The 23838-nt window shown below is 43.5% G+C and carries 22 protein-coding genes and 1 pseudogene; 3 read left to right on the top strand and 20 right to left on the bottom strand.

Annotated features, from left to right (window positions below; translation table 11 throughout):
* On the top strand, positions 1–284 hold a 284-nt coding region (locus V7M78_RS19220; RefSeq protein ID WP_333651999.1), incomplete at its 5' end, for a hypothetical protein.
* Between the two features lie 520 nt (positions 285–804).
* Here V7M78_RS19220 and V7M78_RS19225 read toward each other — a convergent pair.
* The 13 genes and pseudogenes from V7M78_RS19225 to V7M78_RS19285 form a co-directional block, all read right to left on the bottom strand.
* Positions 805–1218, bottom strand: coding sequence for a hypothetical protein (locus tag V7M78_RS19225; protein ID WP_333652001.1), 414 nt, complete (start codon positions 1216–1218; stop codon positions 805–807).
* A gap of 2 nt (positions 1219–1220) precedes the next feature.
* Positions 1221–1925, bottom strand: a complete 705-nt coding sequence (locus tag V7M78_RS19230) for a DUF6973 domain-containing protein (protein ID WP_333652003.1) — start codon at positions 1923–1925, stop codon at positions 1221–1223.
* Between the two features lie 515 nt (positions 1926–2440).
* Positions 2441–3100: a hypothetical protein gene (locus V7M78_RS19235; protein WP_333652005.1), complete on the bottom strand. Its 660-nt coding sequence runs from the start codon at positions 3098–3100 to the stop codon at positions 2441–2443.
* A gap of 389 nt (positions 3101–3489) precedes the next feature.
* Positions 3490–3834, bottom strand: a pseudogene (locus V7M78_RS19240) (transposase); the annotation flags it as partial.
* Positions 3830–3979, bottom strand: coding sequence for a transposase (locus tag V7M78_RS19245; protein ID WP_333652009.1), 150 nt, complete (start codon positions 3977–3979; stop codon positions 3830–3832). The pseudogene V7M78_RS19240 and the gene V7M78_RS19245, both read right to left, overlap by 5 nt.
* Before the next feature lie 338 nt (positions 3980–4317).
* Positions 4318–5154, bottom strand: a complete 837-nt coding sequence (locus tag V7M78_RS19250; RefSeq protein WP_333652011.1) for an ABC transporter permease — start codon at positions 5152–5154, stop codon at positions 4318–4320.
* A gap of 1 nt (position 5155) precedes the next feature.
* Positions 5156–6076 carry an ABC transporter ATP-binding protein gene (locus V7M78_RS19255; protein ID WP_333652013.1) on the bottom strand — a complete coding sequence of 307 codons (921 nt, stop codon included), beginning with the start codon at positions 6074–6076 and terminating at the stop codon, positions 5156–5158.
* A 252-nt stretch (positions 6077–6328) separates the two neighbouring features.
* Positions 6329–7156 (bottom strand): sugar phosphate isomerase/epimerase family protein, encoded by an 828-nt coding sequence (locus tag V7M78_RS19260; protein ID WP_333652015.1) that lies wholly within the window; start codon positions 7154–7156, stop codon positions 6329–6331.
* A gap of 13 nt (positions 7157–7169) precedes the next feature.
* Positions 7170–8723, bottom strand: a complete 1554-nt coding sequence (locus tag V7M78_RS19265; protein ID WP_333652017.1) for a glycoside hydrolase family 28 protein — start codon at positions 8721–8723, stop codon at positions 7170–7172.
* Between the two features lie 93 nt (positions 8724–8816).
* Positions 8817–9668 (bottom strand): carbohydrate ABC transporter permease, encoded by an 852-nt coding sequence (locus V7M78_RS19270; RefSeq protein ID WP_333652018.1) that lies wholly within the window; start codon positions 9666–9668, stop codon positions 8817–8819.
* A gap of 5 nt (positions 9669–9673) precedes the next feature.
* Positions 9674–10573, bottom strand: a complete 900-nt coding sequence (locus V7M78_RS19275) for a carbohydrate ABC transporter permease (RefSeq protein WP_333652020.1) — start codon at positions 10571–10573, stop codon at positions 9674–9676.
* 4 nt (positions 10574–10577) lie between these two features.
* Entirely contained in the window at positions 10578–11249 is a 672-nt protein-coding gene (locus V7M78_RS19280) for a hypothetical protein (RefSeq protein ID WP_333652022.1), read from the bottom strand.
* A gap of 78 nt (positions 11250–11327) precedes the next feature.
* Entirely contained in the window at positions 11328–12695 is a 1368-nt protein-coding gene (locus tag V7M78_RS19285) for an ABC transporter substrate-binding protein (RefSeq protein WP_333652024.1), read from the bottom strand.
* 225 nt (positions 12696–12920) lie between these two features.
* Between V7M78_RS19285 and V7M78_RS19290 the strand changes: the two genes are divergently transcribed.
* The gene (locus V7M78_RS19290) at positions 12921–13790 is read left to right on the top strand and encodes an AraC family transcriptional regulator (protein WP_333652026.1); all 870 of its coding nucleotides are present in this window, start codon (positions 12921–12923) and stop codon (positions 13788–13790) included.
* A 64-nt stretch (positions 13791–13854) separates the two neighbouring features.
* Here the strand turns inward: V7M78_RS19290 and V7M78_RS19295 are convergent, their stop codons facing one another.
* On the bottom strand, positions 13855–14991 hold the full coding sequence (locus V7M78_RS19295; RefSeq protein ID WP_333652028.1) for a glycoside hydrolase family 88/105 protein: 1137 nt from the start codon (positions 14989–14991) through the stop codon (positions 13855–13857).
* Between the two features lie 178 nt (positions 14992–15169).
* Here V7M78_RS19295 and V7M78_RS19300 point away from each other — a divergent pair, with 178 nt between their 5' ends.
* Positions 15170–16006: an alpha/beta hydrolase gene (locus tag V7M78_RS19300; protein WP_333652030.1), complete on the top strand. Its 837-nt coding sequence runs from the start codon at positions 15170–15172 to the stop codon at positions 16004–16006.
* 124 nt (positions 16007–16130) lie between these two features.
* Here the strand turns inward: V7M78_RS19300 and pfkA are convergent, their stop codons facing one another.
* The 6 genes from pfkA to murB form a co-directional block, all read right to left on the bottom strand.
* On the bottom strand, positions 16131–17105 hold the full coding sequence (gene pfkA, locus V7M78_RS19305; protein ID WP_333652032.1) for a 6-phosphofructokinase: 975 nt from the start codon (positions 17103–17105) through the stop codon (positions 16131–16133).
* Between the two features lie 64 nt (positions 17106–17169).
* Positions 17170–20652 carry a DNA polymerase III subunit alpha gene (locus tag V7M78_RS19310; protein ID WP_333652034.1) on the bottom strand — a complete coding sequence of 1161 codons (3483 nt, stop codon included), beginning with the start codon at positions 20650–20652 and terminating at the stop codon, positions 17170–17172.
* Between the two features lie 99 nt (positions 20653–20751).
* Positions 20752–21009: an HPr family phosphocarrier protein gene (locus V7M78_RS19315; protein WP_333652036.1), complete on the bottom strand. Its 258-nt coding sequence runs from the start codon at positions 21007–21009 to the stop codon at positions 20752–20754.
* Between the two features lie 17 nt (positions 21010–21026).
* A complete protein-coding gene (whiA, locus tag V7M78_RS19320; RefSeq protein ID WP_333652039.1) occupies positions 21027–21998 on the bottom strand; it encodes a DNA-binding protein WhiA in 972 nt (323 codons plus the stop codon).
* A gap of 45 nt (positions 21999–22043) precedes the next feature.
* Entirely contained in the window at positions 22044–22901 is an 858-nt protein-coding gene (gene rapZ / locus V7M78_RS19325) for an RNase adapter RapZ (RefSeq protein WP_333652042.1), read from the bottom strand.
* A gap of 18 nt (positions 22902–22919) precedes the next feature.
* Positions 22920–23831 carry a UDP-N-acetylmuramate dehydrogenase gene (gene murB, locus V7M78_RS19330; RefSeq protein WP_333652045.1) on the bottom strand — a complete coding sequence of 304 codons (912 nt, stop codon included), beginning with the start codon at positions 23829–23831 and terminating at the stop codon, positions 22920–22922.
* Positions 23832–23838 lie beyond the last annotated feature (7 nt).

Genomic DNA, 23838 nt, shown 5'->3' on the forward strand with positions numbered 1-23838 from the left:
CAAGGTGGGGAATTTTCTCCGCCAAAAGTGGGTACTTTTATTATGCCATTCACAGGCTGTCCATTATGAATGGGCTAAAAGGTCGTGGTGTCGGAAATATTTGGGTTCGTTACATTAAATATCCCAACAATGCTATTGCAACTTTCAAAGAACCTGCCACAATATACATATTTACTAAACAAAAAGTCCTGTCTATTCTATTCATTTACTTTACTAATATAATTGAGCAAAATAAGATACTCCACCATATGCATAAATTCGATTATTTGAATCTGGTGCACTAAAGTACAGATAATATACCTTGCTTGTAGATAAGCCAGTAAAGTTATATGCCCACAAATTTCCATCCGCTACATATTTTAAAACTACTTTTGATGGTATATATTTTTTGAATTTTACATATTTGACCGTTTGGGTGTTATAAATTAGTACTCCCCATTTGATAAGTTAAGTATACTATTAGTTACGATACCTTATATAAACAGTAAAAATGAGGGACAACTTTTATAATGTCCCTCATCAGCGCCTATTTATTCTTTTAAAAATTTCCCGTGGCAAATAACATTATATTCGCTTGGTGTGACAAATTTAAAATTATAGTTAGTTTCTGAATGAAGATTATAGAATTTTTCAGGTGTTTTTCGCTTGAATTTAATTCTATTGTAGCCGTGTACTTTATGCGACCTAACTTTATTCTCAACTTAGGCTGTTCATTAAGATTATTTATCGTCACAGAAGCTGGAACAAGCATCATACTATATAACATTGCTAACCAAGAAGAGCGGTTAACATTTTTCAAATATCTTAATGTTCTTTTTGTATTATGATATTGGCAATAGGGCCATCACATTGAATGATAACACCATAGACACCAGAAATATCAGTTTCCGAAATAGCATTTGAATCTTTTACTGTTACTGTTAATATACCGTCATTTATTTTGGCAGTAACACTTGAGTTAATATATAAACTATAATCGGAATTTCGATTGTCAATAATTAAAATATTTGTATCGTCTAAATTATAAAGGTGTATGTTCTTTGTAGCTGGAAAAGTAATATCGTGTTGCTTTAGATAACTTTCCAGGTCAGTTATTTTTAAAATCGTTAGTAGAGAATTATTTGAGTCATGTTGTTTATTAAAAAAAATGAAGCTACTTAGTAAACATATGGATAAAATAACTATTAAAGAAATGAAAGTTTTTCTTTTTTGTATCATAATTATTTTACCAAAATAACCATATGGTTTGTAGTAATCTTTTCAAGAATTCGGTTTGACATTGTGCTGTCAGATGTAAACAAATCATTCCAATTTACAACACCACGTCCCACAGCGTTATTGTGTAAATCCATTGATTTATGTTGTCGACCTGTAAATCCATTGGTGACTTTATTAAGTTCTGCTTCAGAAATGTCTTCGTGCGCCGTTGCAAATAACTCCGCTACTAGTTTACCAACATCACGAGCGTTTAAAGCATTCCAGTATCCGTGTCGGTAAGCGTCTGTCATATCACCATTGCCATTACGACCATAGACGGAAATAGTACTATTAGTTGCTTTGTTAGCGTTTCCTTGAATTGCAAGAGCTTCTTTTGGATATAGTACAACTAGACCTTTTTCTGAATTTGTGAGCTTTCCCCATTGTTCATACAAGCTAAAAGTAGTAGGTCTGTTTTCGATTTGTATAAGTATTTCTGAATTTTCCATTCCATCATCTTTCAGTTTGATAATGTTTTGGCAAATATCTAAGAATGTCGGATCAATAGAACCGCCGCTATTTTCAAGATATGTAACAACTTCAGAGATTGTCATATCTGAAATGCGTCCTTTGCCAGAATTATTAGGAGCGGCGAAAGCGGTAATGTTCATACTTAATACGAATACACCAGTAGTTATTATTGAAACTAATTTTTTAATTTTTTTCATAGATTATATCTCCTTTCTTTAAACACCTAATTTGAAACGATTATAAAATCACTTTTGCTTGCTGAAATGACGGTTTTATAAGCAAAAGGAATTTCCTCTTAAATTTAAGAGTCCTACTGGCTTTTTATTATAGAAACTAAAGATATTATATAAATTCCTAAAGATTATTTTAATTAACCACATTAATTATATACTCCTTGTATAAACGGTATACGGCATCAGAGGTCCGCAGAATCATAAAACGCCTGGAAATCCATTATACTCTAAAACATGGCAGTTGGTTAAATATAGCTGAAATCGAATTGAATTTGATGATACGTCAATGCTTATCCCTGAGAATTAATAAGCTTTCCTTTCTGCATTAGGAACTAATCATGTAGGAAACGCAAAGGAATAAAAATGCGAACACCATATGCTGGCAATTTAGAGCAGCTGATACAAGGATTAAATTAGCTTATCTTTACCCTGGATATTTAGGTGCTGGCATATAAAGCTAACACATGTGGTATTAAATATCATCGATATAATACACTAGATAGCATCAATTTCTGTCCATTAACTTCCACAGATTCAATCTGTTCTAATTGGATGTTATTAAGCCAAAAAAACGATGCATCTAAATCCTTGTGATTTGGAAATGTTATTACTGGTAATTCATTACTATAATTTTGAGTTGTAGAATAGACAGGATACGTACTACCATCTTTATAGTTTATTGTAATTTCAATTTCTTCATCAGAAAGACTTCCCTTTATGTAACCTGAAACTTCAGAAATACCAAATTCATATTTTTCATTCTTGTAATAACTTAATTCGTCTGTGACATTTAACACTATTTCACTTTGTTTTACTTCATCCAAAAACAAAACGGCATCTTTACTGTTTTCATCATCTACAAAATACATATTATAACTCTTGGTTCCTTCAGCCTCAGAACTCAAATCAACAATACACGACATACCGTCCAGAAAAACCCGTGGCTCATAGTTTTGTTCCTTTTCTGCTGTTTTAACTGTAAAGTTTATCACACCTCCTATGGAATCAAATCGAACTTCATTAATTGTTATCGTATGTGTATCATTGTTTCTGATTTTTTTTGCATAAAGTAATGCATAGGCTAAAAAAATAACTGCACAAATACCAATTATCAATAAATACTTTCTTTTATTGCGCATCTAACCTTTTCCTCTCTTTATGATTTAAACACTCGTAATACTCTGTAAAATCGCACACTTCATCTTTAAAATGTTTTTATTTTATAAAATTATATAATGATAATATACCGTTATAACATTTTTGTCAATAACGTTTTTAAATTTTAAAATAAAGTTAATAATTATTTACTTTTTCACAATATAAAGTTATAATATAAAATAAAAAGCAAAAATAGGGGAATGAACAATATGCTAGTCAAAAACAGTACGAATTCATGAGGGTGTCGCAAAAAGCATGATCTAAAAGCCCAACAGCTCCTTAACCTAAAAAAGCACAAGATGACTGATTTCATCAGTCACTCTCGTGTTTTTTTGCGTACTTTAACAGCCCTGCCTTCTTGGAGGACTTTTTATGATGATTTTACTTCAAACAGATAGTTTTTTAGCCGTTCATTTTGGACTTTTGTATGCAGTTTATTGATGTTGTACCCAAAACACAACAGCAGAATCTCCAGTTTTACTTTGGTTTTCCTTTTTAGCAGAAATCTCTGAAACTCATAGTTATTTTTCAGTACCCCAAAGGCTCCTTCCACCTGGATCCAACGGTTTACACGGTAACGGATTCCTGTTTCGGTGCGGATATTTTCATATGACCTTTTCTGCTTCTCTATAAAAAACTTTGGTACATACAGCTTCTTATTCTTCTTTGATTTCGTACATTTCTCCCAGTGCTTACAGCCACTACAGTCTTCACATCCGGAATCTTGCGATGGTTGTATGATCCGTGGCCTTCTGACCGGCAAGGAGCCACATGAAGTTGATATCCCGGCGACAGGCCTTTTCTATTTTTCCGGAAGAATAAATGGTTTGAGGATAAGCATAGATTAATATATTAAACATGATCTTTGGGGGGCCACTGCCGGATTTCTGACTTTGGCATAGTAAGCCAGGTAAAGCTTTGTATAATCCAATTTCTCCAATTCGTGGCTCAGTGGGTGGACAGAATTATCTTCAGGTATTAATCCACCTAATTCCAGCGGAAGTTTTAGTTGATAAACTCCTGATAATTCGGTATGATCTCTTTGGTATATTAATTTATTAGTCATATCTTATTATACTCTGAATGGCAGGTTCTCCTGAACCTGCCATTCGCTTTTTAGAGGCAAAAAGGTGCGTTGCTATTTTTGCAATGCCCCCTTTTTGCGGCCTTTGCCGCACAGCTATATTTGTTTTATCCATTACCCCCAGAGCTCATTGGCATCAGTTGCACTTCTGTTCATACGGGAGAAATCTGTTTTAACGAATGAATTGGTGGATAACAGTAAAAACACCAAACCAATGATTAAAATGACCGCAAAAGTCATAAATGGGGTAACTGTGAAGCCGTAAATATCAACTACCAGTCCTTCATTCCTGAGTTCAGCAATGGAAAGGTTGGTTTTTTCCAAAACAATCATGCGGAAAAATGCAGTAGCATACGTCATAGGATTTACATAGGCAACAAACCTAAGGCTACCGGGCAGCATAGATAAAGGAATATAGGCCCCGGAAAGGAAGGTAAGAGGCATTGTAACGGCGGTCTTTACAATCTGGAAGGTTTGACCGTTACGAACCTTAGTTGCCAAAAACAGCCCAACACCGGAAAAAGCGATGCCGATAAAAATCATTGACAGAAGAACATATAACGGGGTAGTCCAGGAGGTGAACTTAATTCCGATAAATAACCCTATTATCAGTATCAATACCCCTTGTAAGGTAGAGACTGTAGCCGCAGACAGTAATTGGCCCATTGCAACAGCAACCCTTTTCGCCGGAGAAACCAGCACCTCTTTCATAAACCCGCTGACCATGTCGTCAACCGTTGATGAGGCTAAATTCAGTGCACTTTCAAACACTGTGGTTATGATAACTCCGGAGAGCATATAGGAAATAGGATTTTCAATAAAATCATTTTTAAATATAGCACCAAATACGTAAACAAAGAAAAAGGGAAATATCAGCGAGAAAACAAGCCCTGTTTTATTTCTCACAAAGGCTTTCAGGCCTCTCTTCCACAATGCAAGCACAGTATTCATCTTAAGCTTCCTCTCTAATCTTTTTGCCTGTTATCTCCAAAAAAACATCATTAAATGTGCCTTTTTTAATCTCTATATTGGTAACGTATTCTTTATGAACACTGAGAACCTCCAATAAGCCGGCCAGATATTCGGCCTCCACTCGATAATAACCGCCTTTTTTTACATAGTTTAAATCATGTTCTTCCAGCAGGCGTTCAAGCTCTGGTTCATTTTTTGTATTAATATATGCCTTGTCCCTTGTATACTTTTTCTTCAAAGCATAAGGAGTGTCATGAGCCACAATAACGCCGCCGTCGATGATTGCAACTTTATTGCATATTTCTGCTTCTTCCATATAATGTGTTGTAAGAAAAATTGTAATATTTCTTTCCTTTTGAAGCTTAATAATATACTCCCATATATGGGCCCTGGTCTGAGGGTCAAGCCCTGTTGTCGGCTCATCAAGAAATAAAACCTTGGGATAGTGAATCAGCCCCCGGGCAATTTCCACACGCCGTTTCATTCCTCCGGACAAGGCTGCTACCAGCTTTTTTCTTTCGTCCACCAAATCCACCAGCTTTAAAACAAATTGTATGCGCTCTTCTACTTCATTGTTGGGGATATTATAAAAAACGCAGTGCATTTTTAAGTTTTCTTCAATGGTCATTTTTGCATCCAGGGTTGAATCCTGAAACACCACTCCTATGGCTGACCTGACCTCACCTTTTTGTGCGGTAACATCTTTTCCATCAATCAAAAGTGATCCTGATGTCTTTTCAAATATGGTACACAGCGTATTAATTGTCGTGCTCTTTCCAGCACCATTTGGACCCAGGAAAGCGAATACACTGCCTTCTTCCACATCAAAAGATATATCATTTACGGCAACAAAATCGCCGTATCTTTTGGTGAAGTTTTTAACTTGGATGATTGGGTTCATACTGTTTTGCTCCTCTATAGATTATATTATGTTTTGTGGGATTTATATTTTTACCTCATGGAGACAGGATATAAGCTTGCTCATTTTTAGGCAAAATCATGCTTCATTATAACATGGAAATCCACATTTATCGACGTTTTATTTTTAAAAAAATGCATTAAAAAAAGGAAAAAAACAGTACAACCAGACAATAATAAAATTCCCGGGAAGGCTTCTTAAATACCTTTCCCGGGAAAATCGTTAAACTTTATATCAATGATAATCTTCAAGAAACTTCCTGGACCACTCCGCATTATCTGGCTTGCTGTCCTCAATGGTCATCTGAATATAAGGCTTTTCCTTCCTTGCAAACTCCAGAATCCTGTCATACTTCATTACACCGGTTCCCGGCGCACTGGAAACCACTCTGTCACCCTCAATGACAAAATCCTTCATGTGCAGAACATCGGTATACTGCCCTAAATCCTCAATGGCCTCTCCAATCACCTGCTCACGAATTTCGCTGTTTTCCACGGAAAGGAGATTTACCGGGTCCAGAATGATCCTCAGATTAGGAGAATCAATGGCTTTCAGCACCTTTAAAGCCTGCTTGGAGTTGTAAACAATATGGCTCCATACCGGTTCAATGGCCATAATTACGCCGAATTTTTCCGCACATCTTACAACAGGGGTGAAATTTTTAATAAACGTCTCAAGGGCCTCTGAACTATGGCAGGCCGGTTCATAACGGTATTCCGCATTAGGTGCTCCTGTCTCTGTTCCCACCACACTGCAGCCTAATATGGAAGCAAAACGCAGATGAGCGAAATACCGCTCTTGAATCTTCTTAATCTCCTCAGGGTCCGGATGGGCCAGATTCAGATAACAGCCCAGCACTGCAATGTCCATATCGTATTTGGCAAACATTTTGCGCAGATATGTGGCATAGCCCGGTGTCAGTGCAGAATTATCCACGGAATGCTCCTTTACTGTCTTTGACAGTGCCAAATGGACGCAGGTAAATCCCTGGTCATGGGCAATTTTCACCCGTTCCTCCATAGTTCCCGGTGCTACATCGTGTAATCGGATTCCGATTTGCATATGAACTCCTCCTTTATCTCACTTCATAATGATCAATATTGCTCAGTTCAAAGGCTTCCCCTTCCTGACCGGAAATCTTCACATTTTCACAGATCAGGGTGTCTACATTGCTGATGCAAAAGCCTTTCTTTTTCCACACTCCAACTCCCGAAAGCATGGCAGGCTCCCCTGCCTTTGCCTGGTCTGCGAAGGAAATATCCACGTTCCTGAATTCAATCCGTTCGATCTTCTTTTCCGGAAGCCCGTAAAGGAAGGAGGCTGCCACATGGCAGTTTTCCGCCTTAATATTGGTAAAATACAGCCGGTTGATCTCCGGAGTCCGTTCATCCACCGGCAGAGGCTCGCGGCACTGCACATAGTCGGATTTTCCGTCAGGATCGCAGAAATAAAAGCTGTTTACAACAAAAGGCGTCATTACATGATCCATATGGATGTGGTCAAATGTTATATCAGAAAGAACCGAATCCTTTCCCCTGCCTCTCCTGGTTTTGATTCTCAGCCCCCTGTCCGTATGGCGGAACAGGCAGCGCTCCACATGGATGTTTTTCACCCCTGCGCCTACTTCACTTCCCACCGTAACGGCACCGTGACCGTTTTCCATCAGGCACTGGCGGATTGTAATATTCTCCGAAGGGGTCTGATATCTGCGGCCCATGTAAATCTTTCCGGACTTAATGGCAATGCAGTCATCTCCCAGGGAAAAATGCAGTCCCAGAATCTCCACGTTTTTACATGATTCCGGGTCCAGACCGTCGGTGTTGGGGGAATCCGCGGGGTTTTTAACATCCAGGTTCAAAAACTTTAAATCCTGGCTGAAATAAGGATGAAGCACCCATGAAGGGCTGTTTTTTAAAGAAAAACCTTGAAGAACCACATGTTTGCATCTCTCTAAAAATACGGTTCTGGGACGGAAGGCCACCTTCATCTGGCGTACATTGTCCCACCAGTTTTCCCTGGATGCCTGTCCATCGATCACTCCCCGGCCATAAATCACCACATCTTCCACATCAATTCCCGTTATGATACCTGCAAACATGGGCAGAGGATTCCCCTCCCAGGTTCCTAAGTTGTAATCATCTTTTTCGTCATAACTTTCAATCATTCCCGGAAACCTGGGATATTTATACCGGTCCGTATCAGCCAGAAGTTCCGCTCCCTCAGCCAGTTCCAGCCTTAAATGGCTCTTTAAAAACAAACTTGTAATCCGGTATTTTCCTCTTGGGATCAGTACCCGTCCGGCCTTTGGGCAGGCCATGATAGCCGCCTGAATGAAGTGGGTGTCATCCTGAATGCCATCTCCTTTTGCACCGGTCTCCTTTACATTTAAGGTCACAAACTCATAATCTGTGTGAAAATCAGCCTCTGCCTTTTCTCCGTCTCTCTCCAGGCAAATATGATACTCTGTATCCGGTTTTAAGTCAAACAAAGTGAAGACCACTTGCTTTGTTTGCCCAAAATCTTCTTCGTTCAATAGGATATTCCCCATTGTTTCAAATTCATAAATCTGCTCTGTCACTGTCTCAATGGTTACAGACCGGGACGTTTTATATATCACTTTTAATTCCATATGAACTCCAATCTCATCTGCAAAGTTTTCCTCTTTAAACTATTTTACTATATAAAAAAGAGCGCAGCAATGAAATACTGCGCCCGTTTTTTATTATCCTTTAACTCCTCCTGCCGCAATGCCGTCAATAAAGGCATCCTGTGCACAGAAGAACACGATCAGGGAGGGAATAATGGAGATTAAGGACATAGCCAAAATCCTGTTCCACTGGAATCCCACATCACCATCCATGGACATACGCAGGTAAATGGAGTTTGTATATTTCTGCATATCGGAAACATAGATCAATGGTCCCATAAAGTCATTGGAAGTCCACATGAACTGGAACAAAGCAACAGATACCAGGGAAGGCTTTAACATAGGCACAATCACATACCACAGGGTTTTTAAGGACCCGCAGCCGTCAATTCTGGCAGCCTCCTCCAGCTCTTTTGGAACGCCTCTTAAAAACTGCACCAGCATGAACAGGAAATAAGTATCGCCTGCAAAGAGGGCGGGAATCACCAGAGGCAGGTAGGAATTAGTCCATCCCCACTTGTTGAACATGATGTACTGGGGAGCATTGAGCACTACCTGAGGCAGGAACAGGGTAGAAATCATAAGGGAGAAGAGAATGGCTTTTCCCTTAAATTCAAACCGTCCGAAGCCGTAAGCTGTGATCGTTGCGGATATTACAGTAAAAATAACCTTTGGCACGACTATTTTATAGGTATTGAGCATGGATTTGATCAGGTTGATCTTTCCGCCGTAATCTACAAATGCATTGGCATAGCCGTCGGTTACAGGCTTTTTAGGCCAGAACCAGGCGCTGGTAAAAATCTCAGAGTTTGTTTTAAAAGTGGCGCCTATCATCCATATGAGAGGGTATACCATAATGAAACCTACTGCAATCAGCAAGGTATAGCGGATTGCTGTACTGATCTTTCTCTTAGTCTCTTTCGTCATGTCATTTACCTCCCGTCCTCATCTGAATAGTAAACCCATTTTTTCTGGCTTACAAATGCTACTGCAGTAAAGGTCATGACAATGAGGAATAATATCCATGCCTGTGCACTTGCCATTCCCATCTTATGACGAAGGAATGCATTGTTGTAGATCAAAATGGAGATCAGGGTGGTGGCTCCGTTTGGCCCTCCCTTTGTTACCAGGAACGGTCCGTTAAACTCCTGGAATGCCTGGCATAACTGGGTGATCAGGTTATAGAAAATAACCGGTGTGATCAGGGGAACCGTAATCTTGAAAAACTGGGTCCATTTTCCAGCTCCGTCAATGGAGGCTGCCTCATATAAATCCTCGGAAACTCCCTTTAAGGCTGCCAGGAAAATAACCATGGCAGAACCGAACTGCCATACCCTCAACAGAATAATAACAGCCATAGCGCCGTTGGCACTTGCCATCCAGTTGATCTTTCCCACGCCGAACACGCCTAAAACCGTATTGATCAGACCATCGGTATTAAATACTGCTCTCCACAAAATAGCGATGGCAATGGAACCGCCCAGTATGGAAGGGATATAATAAGCGGTACGGAAGAAGTTCACTCCCTTTAATTTAAAGTTCAGAATATATGCAATGAACAATGCAAATGCCAGTTTTAACGGAACATCCAAAATGGCATATTTGAAGGTGACTGCAAATGCCCTTCTGATATCAGAGTCCGTAAAAATCTTCTCATAGTTCATCATTCCGCCTTTTGTGATGCCGCTGAACAAGTCGTAGTTTGTGAAGCTGTAGTACAAGGATGAGGCGAAGGGATAAACCTTAAAAAGTATAAATCCGATCAGCCACGGTAAGACGAACCAGAATCCTGCATTGTCTGCCAATACCTTGCGGATACCTTTTGACTTCATACTGCTATACCTCCTGTTTTTTAAGTATTGTATATTGTGCCTTGAGCATTTCCTGTAATCCAGCACATGTATTGTCATCGTAGCTGTCTGCGATAGTTTTCCACACAAGTTCTCCGTACCCGCTGTATTTTTCCTTTTGAAGCACACCCATATTACATGCTTTAAGGATAGAATAACCGGTTTCCAGCTTTTCAGGAGAATCCGGGAGATAATTGATTTTCCCCCTGATAACCGTTTTAAATAAATCTCTCAACTCTCTGTAGTACTCATAGATCTCTTCTGACATCTGACTGATTGTTTCAATAAGAGCCACCAGATCCGTTCCCGTAAACCCATTTTTTTTCCGAAAATAAGCCACAATTTCATTATAATGTTCTTTTCTGTTAAAGCTGGTTTCATATGCCGTAACAAAGGGCAGGAAATCCAGCGTCCACTCCTTTTCCCTGATCAGTGCTTCGATTTTCTGCCTGTACAGCTCCTGACCGGTCTGTTTCAGGGCAAAAAAATAAGCTAAGCTATCCTGTACCGGCAGGAGATCTTCTCCATCCCCCAAGGCCTCCGGTTCATGTAAGCAGGCCATAACATAATCCTTATAGATTTCCTCTCCGGTGGCTTCATACATCTGCATGGCTCCCGTGAGCTGGTATGGTGTTAATTTCTTACTTTTGCATTCCATCGCTTTATCTGCCTTTTTCTTTTTAGAGCCGCCAAAGAATCCGGCGGCTCATATAAGTGATGTTTATGAAGGGCTGAATTAGCCTTCCAGAGTTTCTGTAACGCCTTTGATCAGTTCCTGAGCAGCCTGTGTAGAGTCGATTTCGCCAGCGCTTAACTTGCCGAATACCTTGTAGTAAACACCGTCAGGGTTGGCCTTTAAGTCGTTGTGCTCGAACTTGGTGTCAAGAACGAATTTGCTGTAGTTCATAACCTTTGTGTTTGCTTCGATGGTAAGAGGATCGCCAAGGTTATTTTCTTCCAGAATCTTTAAGCCTGCTGTAGAGCAAGGAATACCTCTTTCTGTAGAAGTAATCTTAACGCCTTCTTCCTCATTTAACAGGAAGTTGATCAGCATAGCTGCTTCCTTCGGATGCTTGGAACTGGCAGAAACTGCAAATCCCATGGAAATCTTGGTAAAGCCGCCGTTGTAATCGCCCATCTTAACGAATTCGCCTACTGCAAATTCCTGTCCTGCCTTGTTAACGCTGCCTTCTAATGCGCTCTTGAATTTGGATGCAGCGGAATCCCACTCGAAGATGCCCGCATACTTGCCGTCAATCCATTTTGCATTTTTATCAAGAGAGTCAGCCATATCGCCCTGAATGGTTGCGATGGTAGGAATGACATGTTTTTCTTCCAGGCTGGTGATGAAGTCCATACCATCCTTAACTTCTTCCTCTGTATAATTTACTTTGCCGTCTTCTACCCAGTTCTTGCCGTACTTGGATTCCAGATAGTATACCATTAAAATAGTACGGTCATACTCGCCAAGTGCTAAAGGATACATGTCAGGATCTTTTGCCTGGAAAGCCTCGCCTGCTGCATAGAGAGAATCCAAGTCAGTAGGAATATCAACTCCAACCTCTTCAAATGCTGTCTTGTTCCAGTAGAACACACGTCCTGTCAACGCAATCGGCACTGCCATCAGCTTTCCGTCTTCCTTGCAAAGCTCAAGGCTCTCTGGTGTAAACTGAGTTAAATCCAGAGCATCGGAGTAGTCCTCCAGGTTTGCAAAAGCAGTTCCGCCCTTACTGTAGGACTCAATCCAGTTCCAGTTGATCTGCATGACATCAGCACTGTTGCCGCCTAAGATGTTCAAGGACTGCTTCTCTTCCCAGCCTGTCCATGCGCCATACTCAGGAGTTACTTTTATGTTAGGATACTTTTCCTCAAACGCTTTAATTGCTTCCTCTGTTGCGGCGTGTCTGGAATCTCCGCCCCACCAGGAAAATGTCAGCTCCACCTGTTCTCCGGAAGCAGTTGTCTCTCCTGCTGCCGCAGTTGTGCCGTCAGTTGCTGCTGCGGTAGTCGCTCCGCCGGTGCTGCCGCCGCCGCCGCATGCAGTCAAAGACATTGCCATAACAGCCGCCAAGCTCATAGCTGTCCACTGTTTGATTTTTCTCATTTCTCTCTCTCCTTTTTTCTTTTACCCATTTTGGGATTTTTAAAGCAGGTATCAGCATTTTATGTTTCTTCATGCTCCGCCTTCTGCGTAAGCGCTTACACCACGCTTTTCATTTATTATAACATCAATATTTATATAATTCATTTCAAATATGGCACAAAACATTGCAAATATTGACCTCCTATGTTATTATTTTTATATCATCAGATAAGGAGATTGAGATTTATGAAAGTACTTACCTCATATTCCGAAGGCATTGACCAGTGTATGACCTCTCATTCCTTCTCCATTGTCCAGCCCCATAAGCAGACAGGGGTGACTGGCAGGCACAGTCACTGCTGCTATGAGTTCTATTTTTCTCCAGGAGGGGGAAGCACCTTTCTCATAGGGGATAAAAATTACCGGGTGAAACCGGGAGACTTATTTATGATCAACCAGAATGAGAAGCATCAAGCCATTCAGACAGATTCTTCTGTCTCCCAGGAAATACTGGCTATCTTCATTGATCCCTCTTATCTGGAAAGCATCTCTACAGAGCAGACGGATCTCACTTACTGCTTCACACACCGGACCAGGCAGTTTTCCCACCGCCTGTCCTTAACTCCAGACCAGCAGCGCAGATTCACCTATTATGTCAACAGGCTTGGAAAAGAAGGAGGGTTTGGGCAGGATGTGGAGGACCGCTCCGTCTTTTCCCAGCTTATGCTGTTCCTCACAAAATTGACTGCCGATGCGGCTTCCGGGGAAGAACTTGGAAGACACCGGACCTATTCCAATACAAAGGTGTCAGATATCATCACCTATATTCACTACAACATCGACTCACAGTTAAGCATTGGGGAAATCGCCTCTCATTTTTATTTGAGCACCTCCTACCTTTGCAGGCTGTTTAAAAAGGACACCGGCACCACTGTCAATTCCTACATCACTTCCCGCCGGATTGAGCTGGCACAAACCCTTTTATCAGGCGGTTACAGCGTCAATGAAGTTTACAGCATGTGCGGCTTTAATGATTACAGCAACTTTTTCAAGGCATTTACGAAAAAGGTGGGAGTCTCTCCCAGAAAATATGTACAGAGCAGCTTAAGCGGGTAAAGGCTTGAGCGGATAAAAAAAGGGGATTGGAATGCTTTTTGGCAGCATTCCAATCCCCTTTTTTTTATCCCTTATATTCCCAGCCGGTTCTTCTCATTTCCGTGTAGGCAAGAAGGAAAGGGCCTACCCCCTTGGCATCGTCCTTTACAATGGGCTCTGACATGTAGTACTCGTAAGTCCCGTCTCTCCGGTCCTTTCCTCCAAGTCCGGCCACCAGACAGATTCCGTCAAGGCTCATATTTCCTTCTTCCAGACTGAGGTATTTACGGCAGATTCCCTCAAAGGCCTTTTTCCCATAGGCTTCATAGGACTGATCCAGATAGCCCAGACGCACTCCTTTTAAGATGGCATAGGAGAAAATGGCGCTTCCGCTGGTCTCCAGATAATTTCTGTCCATGCCTCCTAAGTTGACTACCTGATACCACATGCCGCTTTCATCCTGGTATTTGATCATGGAGTCAATTAATTCCTTGAAGGCTTCCTCCATTCTCTTTAAAGGCTCAAGATCCTCTTTCCCTGCCTTGTCCATGGTGTCCAATAAAGCCATGGAATACCAGCCTAAGGCTCTCAGCCAGAAATTCTGGGACAGGCCCGTCACCTTGTCGCACCAGAACATTTCCCTGGAGGAATCGTAGGCGTGGTAATAAAGTCCTGTTTCAGAGTCACGCATGTGCTTTACTACGCTGTCAAACTGGCTGTATATGTCGGGGCAGTTTTTCCTGTTATGGAACCGGGCCTCATATTCCATGTAAAAAGGCTGGCACATGTAAAGCCCGTCAAGCCATACCTGATTGGGATATATATTTTTATGCCAGAAATTTCCTTCTTTGGTTCTGGGCATTTTTTCAATCTGGCTGTAGACCAGGTCAATGGCCTTCCGGTATTTTTCTTTTCCTGTCAGGTCGTAAAGTTCAAACAGGGTCTTTCCTGCATTGACGTTGTCGATGTTCAGTTCATCCACATCATAGCCGTCAATGGTGCCGTCCTCTTTCACCCGGAAATCAATAAATGTGTCGGCAAATTCCAGATATTTCGAATCCTGGGTTATGGCGTACATCTCCAGAATTGCCTTGATCATACAGCCGTCAATGTAATTCCAGCCCGCCTTTTCTCCCTGAAGAATCTTCTCAATGTTCCATACCGGACGGTCCGGCGTGCTCTTTTCCATCAGTTCATTGATATACCTTTCAATTACATCCATTTGTTTTCCTCTCCTCGCTTTTATCTTTACAGACTGCTATCAGCATAACCGGAAATGTGTCTGTTGTCAAATACTCTTGAAACTCCTCTTTGTCTTGATTAAGAAAAAATTTTAAGCTATACTCTGTTTTAAGAGTATTTTACAGCAAATAAAATCCCCATGAAAGGCTAAAATCATCATGAAACAATTCACACTGGAAATATTAATCACCGAGAAACAGGCCGGGCAAAAAAAGCTGACTCCTCCCGCCTCTTTAACTGCCTACCTTCTGGATTCCATCTCCGTAGCCCCTGACCGCCTGCGCCCCGCAGTAGTCATCTGTCCGGGAGGCGGCTACGGCCGCTTGTCAGACCGGGAAGGAGAGCCTGTTGCCGCCCAATTTCTATCCATGGGCTGCCACGTTTTCATTCTCCGCTACAGCACAGCACCGGATTGCTTCCCTTACCCTCAGATGGAACTGGCCTCGGCCATGTCCCATATCCGGTCCCACGCCCTGGAATGGCAGATCGATCCCGGTAAAATCATTGTGGCCGGGTTCTCAGCCGGAGGCCATCTGGCATGCAGTCTGGGGGCATACTGGAACCAGGAATTCCTTTACGGCCCTTTAAATTCAGATCCGGAATCCATTCGTCCAAACGGCATGATTCTCTCCTATCCGGTCATTACCTCAGGACCGGGCTGCCATGCCGGTTCCTTTCAAAACCTGTTGGGAGAAAAAGCGGGGGATGAGTCCCTTCGCCGCCTGGTTTCCCTGGAACATCAAGCGGGAATACATACACCCAAGACTTTTTTATGGCACACCTCCACCGACAATTCTGTCCCTGTAAAGAACAGTCTTCTCCTGGCAGACGCATTAACAAGCCATGGAGTTAACATAGAAATGCATATCTATCCCACCGGCTGCCACGGACTGTCCCTTGCAACCAGAGAAGTTTCCGGAGAGGATGGACAATATATAGAGCCTCAGTGCCAGAACTGGATTTCCCTGGCAAAGACCTGGCTGGAATGCTTCTGAATACGTTCCAGAAACCTTTCATACACAATACAAAAAAGCGTGGCACCCCAGAGAACAAAATCTCCGGGGTATCACGCTTTTTCTGAAATTTATTATAACATCAATCCATATACACCCAGACAGCCTACCGCACAAGCATCTTGCAAATCCTGAACTGGTCGTCAGGGATGTCCTTGGTCATGCTAAGTGCCTCCTGGATATCAAAGTCAACGTATTCCCCATTCTTATATCCTACCACACGGTTGCTCTTGCCTTCACAAAGAAGCTCTGCGGCCCTTGCCCCCATAATGGAAGCATAGACACGGTCCTTACAGGTAGGCGCTCCGCCTCTCTGCATGTGGCCCAGGATAGTAGCTCTGGTTTCAATGCCTGTAGCAGCCTCAACCCTCTTTGCCATGGAGGTGGAATGTCCGATTCCTTCGGCATTGATGATGATGTGATGCTTCTTTCCTCTCTTCCGGTTTTCAATGATCCGGTTGATCAGGGCCTGTTCGTCACCGTCATACCTCTCCGGCAGAAGAATATCCTCTGCACCGTTTGCAAAGCCGCACCAAAGGGCAATGTAGCCTGCGTTACGCCCCATTACCTCGATAATGCTGCAGCGCTCATGGGAGGTAGATGTATCCCGCACCCGGTCAATGGCTTCCATGGCCGTATTGACAGCCGTATCAAAGCCAATGGTATAATCAGTGCAGGCAATATCCAAATCAATGGTTCCGGGAAGTGCGATGGTATTAATTCCAAGGGCAGACAGCTTTCCGGCACCCCGGAAGGAACCGTCTCCTCCAATCACCACTATGCCGTCAATGTTGTGCTTCCTGCAGACCTCGGCACCCTTTTTCTGGCCTTCCTCAGTGGTAAACTCCTGGCATCTGGCCGTATAAAGAATGGTTCCGCCTCTGTGGATGATATCGGATACACTTCTGCTGTTCATATCCACAATCTCTTCCTGCAGAAGACCTGCATATCCTCTCATAATTCCCTTAACTTCCAGGCCTTTGTGGATTGCAGTCCTGACAACAGCACGGATTGCAGCGTTCATGCCCGGAGCATCACCGCCGCTGGTTAATATGCCGATCGTCTTTACTTGTTTTGCCATAGTAGCTTCCTCCTGATTTATGGATATCAATATTGAGATTATCTTAGTTCATACAGATGTTATTCTAATTCATTTTGCCAATCTTTTCAAGTTTTTTTTCTACAAGCTTGACATTTTTTTCACCAAGTTTCTTTATCAAAGCATCAACAAGAGTTCCCGTTGCATCCACATTGCGGTTGGATGGAAGGACCTTTTTGGCCCTTTCTTTTTCCAGATAAATGATGACGCAGTCATGGCCTTCTGAGTCTTTTAAGTCCTCAAAGATTTCCTTTTCCGCCGCCATATAAGCCTCTTTATCGGGAAACTTCAGCCAAAGCTCCTTGGGAAGAAGGGTAAAGGGCACCACTCTTTCACAGATCAGCTTTCCAACCGGGTCTTCTCCGATGGAAGCCCTTCCCTGTATAAACACCTTGGAATCCTCCACAAACAGCTCCCGTTTGCTTTCATAGTCCTTGGGAAATACGATTACCTCCACAGATCCTGCCAGATCTTCTAAGGTGATAAACGCCATCATCTTGTTATTTCTGGTAGTCTTCACCGTTTTCCCGGTAATCATGCCTCCGATGGTCACATAGGAGCCGTCGGCCACATTGGCCTTTTCCGTCTCCTCATCCACCAGAAAATCTACAGAAACCGCAGTAATGTTATTTCTCCAGGTGGATTCATAAGCTTCCAGAGGATGGCCGCTTAAATAGATGCCCAGAGTCTCCTTTTCAAAGGCCAGAAGGTCTTCTTTTAGAAACTCTCCCACATCGGGAAATGTGACCTGGAACCGGCTTTTTTCCTCGTCTCCTGCAATATCAAACAAGGTGATCTGCCCTTCCATGGTATTTTTCCGCTCCTTGCTTCTCTGCTCTAAAAGCTCAGGTGCAACCAGAAGCTTCTGCTTTCTGGTACCCGGAAGTGTGTCCAAAGCACCTGATTTGATGAAGTTTTCCAGAGTCCTTTTATTGACCTCCTTATTGCTCATCCGGTCAATAAAATCCTCCATATCATGAAATATCCCGTTCTGCTCCCGCTCTGTCACAATCAGCTCCACCACTGACTTTCCAACGCTCTTAATGGCAGAAAGGCCGTAGCGGATAAATTTACCTGATACGGAAAACCCGCTTTCCCCTTCGTTAATATCCGGAGGAAGAATGGAAATCCCCATCTGCTTGCAGCTTAAAATGTACTCTGAAACCTTTGACACATTGTCCATGACCGAGGTTAAAAGAGCTGCCATAAATTCCTGGGGATAATAATATTTCAAATAAGCGGTCTGGTAGGAAACCACTGCATAAGCCGCCGCATGGGACTTGTTAAAGGCGTATTTGGCAAAATCAATCATCTCATCGTAGATGTGATTGGCTGTTTTTTCATCAATCCCATTGGAAACACAGCCTGCTACTCCTTCTTCCGGGTTTCCGTAAACAAAGTTTTGGCGCTCTTTTTCCATGACAGAAGTCTTTTTCTTTGACATGGCTCTGCGCACTAAATCGCTTCGGGCCATGGTATAGCCTGCCAGATCCCTTACGATCTGCATAACCTGCTCCTGGTACACGATGCAGCCGTGAGTAGGTTTTAAAATATGCTCTAATTGGGGGCAGTCATAGGTGATAGAGGTCCGGTCGTTCTTTCCCCGCAAATATTTAGGAATAAAGTCCATGGGACCGGGACGGTAAAGGGAGATTCCCGCAATAATATCCTCCAGGCTTTCCGGCTTTAACTCCTTCATAAAGCTTTTCATGCCTGAACTTTCCAGCTGGAACACGCCGTCATCCCTTCCGGTTCCGACAGAATCCAAAACAGCCTTGTCGTTGTAATCAATGGTGTCCAGATCTAAAACCAGATCTCTGTTTTTCTCTATGGCTTTAACTGCATTCTGGATAACAGTCAGGGTACGAAGGCCCAGAAAGTCCATTTTTAAAAGCCCCAGCTCTTCCAGGGTAGTCATGGTAAACTGAGTGGTAATGGTTCCGTCCGCACCTTTTGAAAGGGGAACGTATTCATCTACGGAAGCCTGGCTGATGACTACTCCGGCTGCATGCATGGAGGTATGCCTGGGAAGACCCTCCAGACGCATGGACATATCGATTAAATACTTTACCTCAGGATCTTCATTATAGGCATTTCGCAGGTCAGGACTCTGTTTCAGCGCCTTTTCCAGGGTCATGCCAAGATCTCTTGGAATCATCTTTGCAATGGCGTCACAGCGGGCATAAGGCATGTCCAGAACTCTTCCCACATCCCTCACCACACCCTTTGCAGCCAGAGTACCGAAGGTGACGATCTGAACCACCCGGTCCTTTCCGTATTTCCGGACCACATAGTCAATGACTTCCTGGCGCCGTTCAAAGCAGAAGTCAATATCAATATCGGGCATGGATACACGTTCCGGATTTAAGAAACGCTCAAACAGCAGGTTATAAGGAACGGGATCAATGTTGGTGATTCCCAGACAGTAAGAAACAAGGCTTCCTGCCGCAGACCCACGCCCCGGGCCGACAATAATGTCCTGGGATCTGGCATAGTGAATGAAATCCCACACAATGAGAAAATAGTCCACGTATCCCATGGTATGTATGACTTCCAGCTCATAATCCAGCCGTTCCTTTAAATCCTGGCCTGCCTCCGGATAATGATGTTCAAAGCCTTCCCGGCAGAGCTTGTTTAAATAAGACCAGGAATCATAACCTTCCGGCACCTCATACTTGGGCAGCTTGGTCACTCCAAACTCAATCTCCACGTTGCACCGCTCTGCAATTTTATGAGTGTTGTCAATGGCCTCCAAGGCATAGGAGAAAAGCTTTCTCATCTCTTCCTCAGACTTGCAGTAATACTGTCCGCCTTCATAGCGCATCCGGTTTTCATCAGTTACCTTTTTTCCGGTCTGGATGCAAAGCAGCAGATCGTGAGGCGTGGCATCCTCTGCAAAGGTGTAGTGAATATCATTGGTGGCCACCAGTTCAATTCCAGTCTCCCCGCTCATCCGGAGAAGGCCCTGGTTTACGGACTGCTGGGCAGGTATTCCATGGTCCTGAAGCTCCAGGAAGAAATTTCCCTTTCCGAATATTTCCTCATAGCGGAAAGCAGACTCCTTTGCCTGGTCATACATGCCCCTGGAAATGAATCTCTGCACCTCTCCTGCCAGACAGGCGCTTAAGGCGATAATTCCTTCATGATATTCCCTTAATACCTCATAGTCCACCCTGGGCCTGTAATAAAAGCCATCTACAAAGCCCTTGGACACAATCTTCATCAGGTTCTGGTAACCCTGGTTATTTTCCGCTAAAAGAACCAGGTGGTAATAACGGTCTTCTCCGCTTCCTGTTTCTCTGTCAAATCTGGAGCCGGATGTCACATACACCTCGCACCCTATAATGGGCTTTATTCCCGCCTCTCTGGCTGCCCTGTAAAAGTCAATCACACCATACATGACTCCATGGTCTGTAATTGCCATGCTGTCCATGCCCAGCTCCTTTGCCCTTGCAGCAAGCTCTTTGATCTTGCTGGAGCCGTCTAACAGGCTGTATTCCGTATGAACGTGCAAATGTGTAAATGCCATTTATTCCTGTCTCCTTTCCTATCTGACGTATAAGAGGCAGAGCCCCATTGTAAACAAATGGAAATCCCCGCCCCATAAATGCAGTATCTTTTTTTCTTATTATTCCTGATTAGACAGGTACTTCTGGATCTCAGCAATGGCCTGTTCCTCGTCTGAGCCATCGGCTGTAATCGTAATCGGTTCTCCCGCACAAAGTCCTAATGTCATCATGCCCATAATGCTCTTGGCATTAACTCTTTTAGACTCCATCTCAACGTAAATGTTGCTTTCATACTGGCTGGCAACCTGAACCAGCATGGCAACCGGTCTCGCCTCCAAACCTGACGCAAGCTCAATGGTGACTGTTTTCTTTACCATAATTATCCTCCTCAATCCTATGAACGGACCTGTTCCACTCCACCATCTTCACGCATCCGCCCTGCCAGGTCGCAGAGCTTTCTGAGTCGGTGGTTCACTCCTGATTTTCCCACAGGAGGGTCCAGAGCTTCTCCAAGCTCTTTCAATGTCGCTTCCGGCCTTTCAAGCCTTTCTCTGGCAATTTCACTCAAATTGTCAGGAAGCTGGTCCAGACCGATTGTATCTCTGATATATTTTATATCTTCTATCTGCTTTACAGCAGCCGATACCGTTTTATTGATGTTGGCAGTCTCACAATTCACCTGCCGGTTCACACTGTTGCGCATATCTTTTAAAATCCTGATGTTTTCCAGCTCCATCAAAGCCACCGGAGCCTCCATCACATTCAAAATATCCACAATCTGGTTTCCTTCTTTTATATAAACCACATAATACCGCTTTCTCTTTACAATCTTAGCTTCTAAGTCAAAGGTTGCAATGATGGACTTCAGCTGCATGGCCTTGTCCTCTGTGGCACATACGATTTCAAAATGATAAAATTTTTCCGGATCACTTAAAGACCCTGAGGAGAGAAATGCTCCCCGGATGAACGCTCTTCTGCAGCAAGACTGCTGGATGACCACGTTCTGTACTGTATTTAAGTTTTCCCCGATTTCTCCTTTTTCATTAAGGAGTTTTGTGGCATGAAGGACTCTTAAGGCTTCTTCATGTTCCCTGACCGTCACCGTATAGGTGCGGTTTTTGTTCAAATAGGCATTTCTTCGAATGGACACATCCGTACTTATATTAAATGTTTTTTTCAATAATGTAAAGTACTTTCTTGCAACTGCCACATTTTCTGTATGAATTTTTATGGTATAGCGGTCATCCTCTGATATGATTATTTTCCCGCAAAGGCTTATAATAGCCGCCATCTCCGCAATCTGGCAATGTCTTGCCGGACTGATCTGCCTGGAGAGTTCTTCTTTTAACTTGGAAGAAAATGACATATCCGGACCATCCTTTTCTTATACTGTTCCCGGCATATCTTCAAATCACTTATCAATATCCCGGTGTTCCATCTTAATCCCAAATTCCTCCCTGGGCTTAAGCCTGTTGTAAACCGCATTGGCAATGGTGACGGACCGGTGCTTTCCGCCTGTACACCCAATGGCGATAACCAGCTGGTTTTTCCCTTCCAGCACGTAATTGGGAATGAGGAAATCCAGCATATCATTAAGCTTGTCCAAAAACAGCCCGGCGGTCCCATTTTGCATTACATAGTCCCGCACCACCTTTTCCTCTCCGGTTCTGGGCCGCAGCGCCTCCACATAGTAGGGGTTGGGCAGAAACCGGACGTCAAATACCAGGTCCGCATCCGATGGAATCCCGTATTTAAATCCAAAGGAAAGGACGGTGATATACAGATTCTGGTAAGTTTCCCTGTTTACAAAAATCTTTTCCAGCTCCTGCCTCAGCTCTTTGGTGAGAAGTTTACTGGTATCAATGATATAATCCGCATTTTCCTTTAAAAAGGCCAGCTTTCCCCGTTCCTTTAAAATTCCGCTGTCAATCCTTCCACCGGCTGCAAGGGGATGAGCCCTTCTGGTTTCCTTATAGCGTTTGACCAGAGTTTCATCTCCTGCATCCAGGAAAAGGATCTCAAAAGGCAGCCGTTTCCTGGACCATTCATCAAATATCTTGCTTAAAACCGATAAATCCTCTCCGCTTCGGATATCGATTCCCAAAGCCGCATTCCTGATGCCTCCCTGGTTGTTCAATGTCAGCTCAGCAAAGGTTTCCATCAGAGGGATGGGAAGGTTATCCACGCAGTAAAACCCCATATCCTCCAGCATCTTAAGGGCCTGGGTTTTTCCTGCGCCCGACATGCCTGTCACAATGACCAGCCTCACGTTGCCTCCTTTGCACTGTTAAAACTTTCCCAGCGTCTTTACTTCCATTTCAAGTTTCACACCAGAATTTTCAAACACCCTTTTTTTGACTTCCCCGCACAGGGCAATGACATCCGCTGCAGTGGCTTCATTTTTGTTGATGACAAATCCGCAGTGCTTTTCCGAAACCTGGGCTCCTCCCAGAGAAAAGCCCCGCAGTCCGGCTTCTTCAATCAGCTTTCCGGCAAAGTATCCCTCCGGCCTCTTAAACGTGCTTCCTGCGCTGGGATATTCCAGGGGCTGTTTTTCCCTTCTTCTGGAAGCCAGATCCTCCATCCTGCTGCGGATGGCCTCCTGATCTCCCGTCTCCAAACAAATGTCTGCTTCCAGCACCACATACTCCCTGGGGATGATGCAGCTTTTCCGGTATCCTAATTCCAGGTCATTGACAGACAATTCCAGCTCTTCCCCAGACGGTGCCAGCACCCGTACAGAACGGAGAACCTCTCCGATCTCATGGCCGTAGGCTCCGGCGTTCATGGCGACCGCCCCTCCTAAGGTTCCCGGTATGCCTCCGGCAAATTCAAAGCCTGTCAGGCAGGCCCGGCAAGCCTCATGGGATATTTTTGATAAAAGCACCCCTGCACCGGCCCTTAAAATTCCTGTCTTTTCATCTGCCTGGCAGACGGAAAAATCCGCCATGGAAATGATCACTCCGTCAAAGCCTTTGTCTCCCACCAGAAGATTGCTTCCATTGCCCAGTATAAAGTAAGGCATGTTTTCCTGCCGGCAGAGAGCGATAACAGCTGCAAGCTCTTTACCGTCAGAAGGGGTCACAAAGCAGGCGGCAGGACCGCCTACCCGGAATGTGGTATGTTTTCCCATGCTTTCATTTTGCTTCACATGGTCCTTATCAGCCGCATTCACCAGCTTTTCATAAAATCCAGTCATCAGACAC

The organism is Lacrimispora sp. (assembly GCF_036758025.1).
GTDB lineage: Bacteria > Bacillota > Clostridia > Lachnospirales > Lachnospiraceae > Lacrimispora.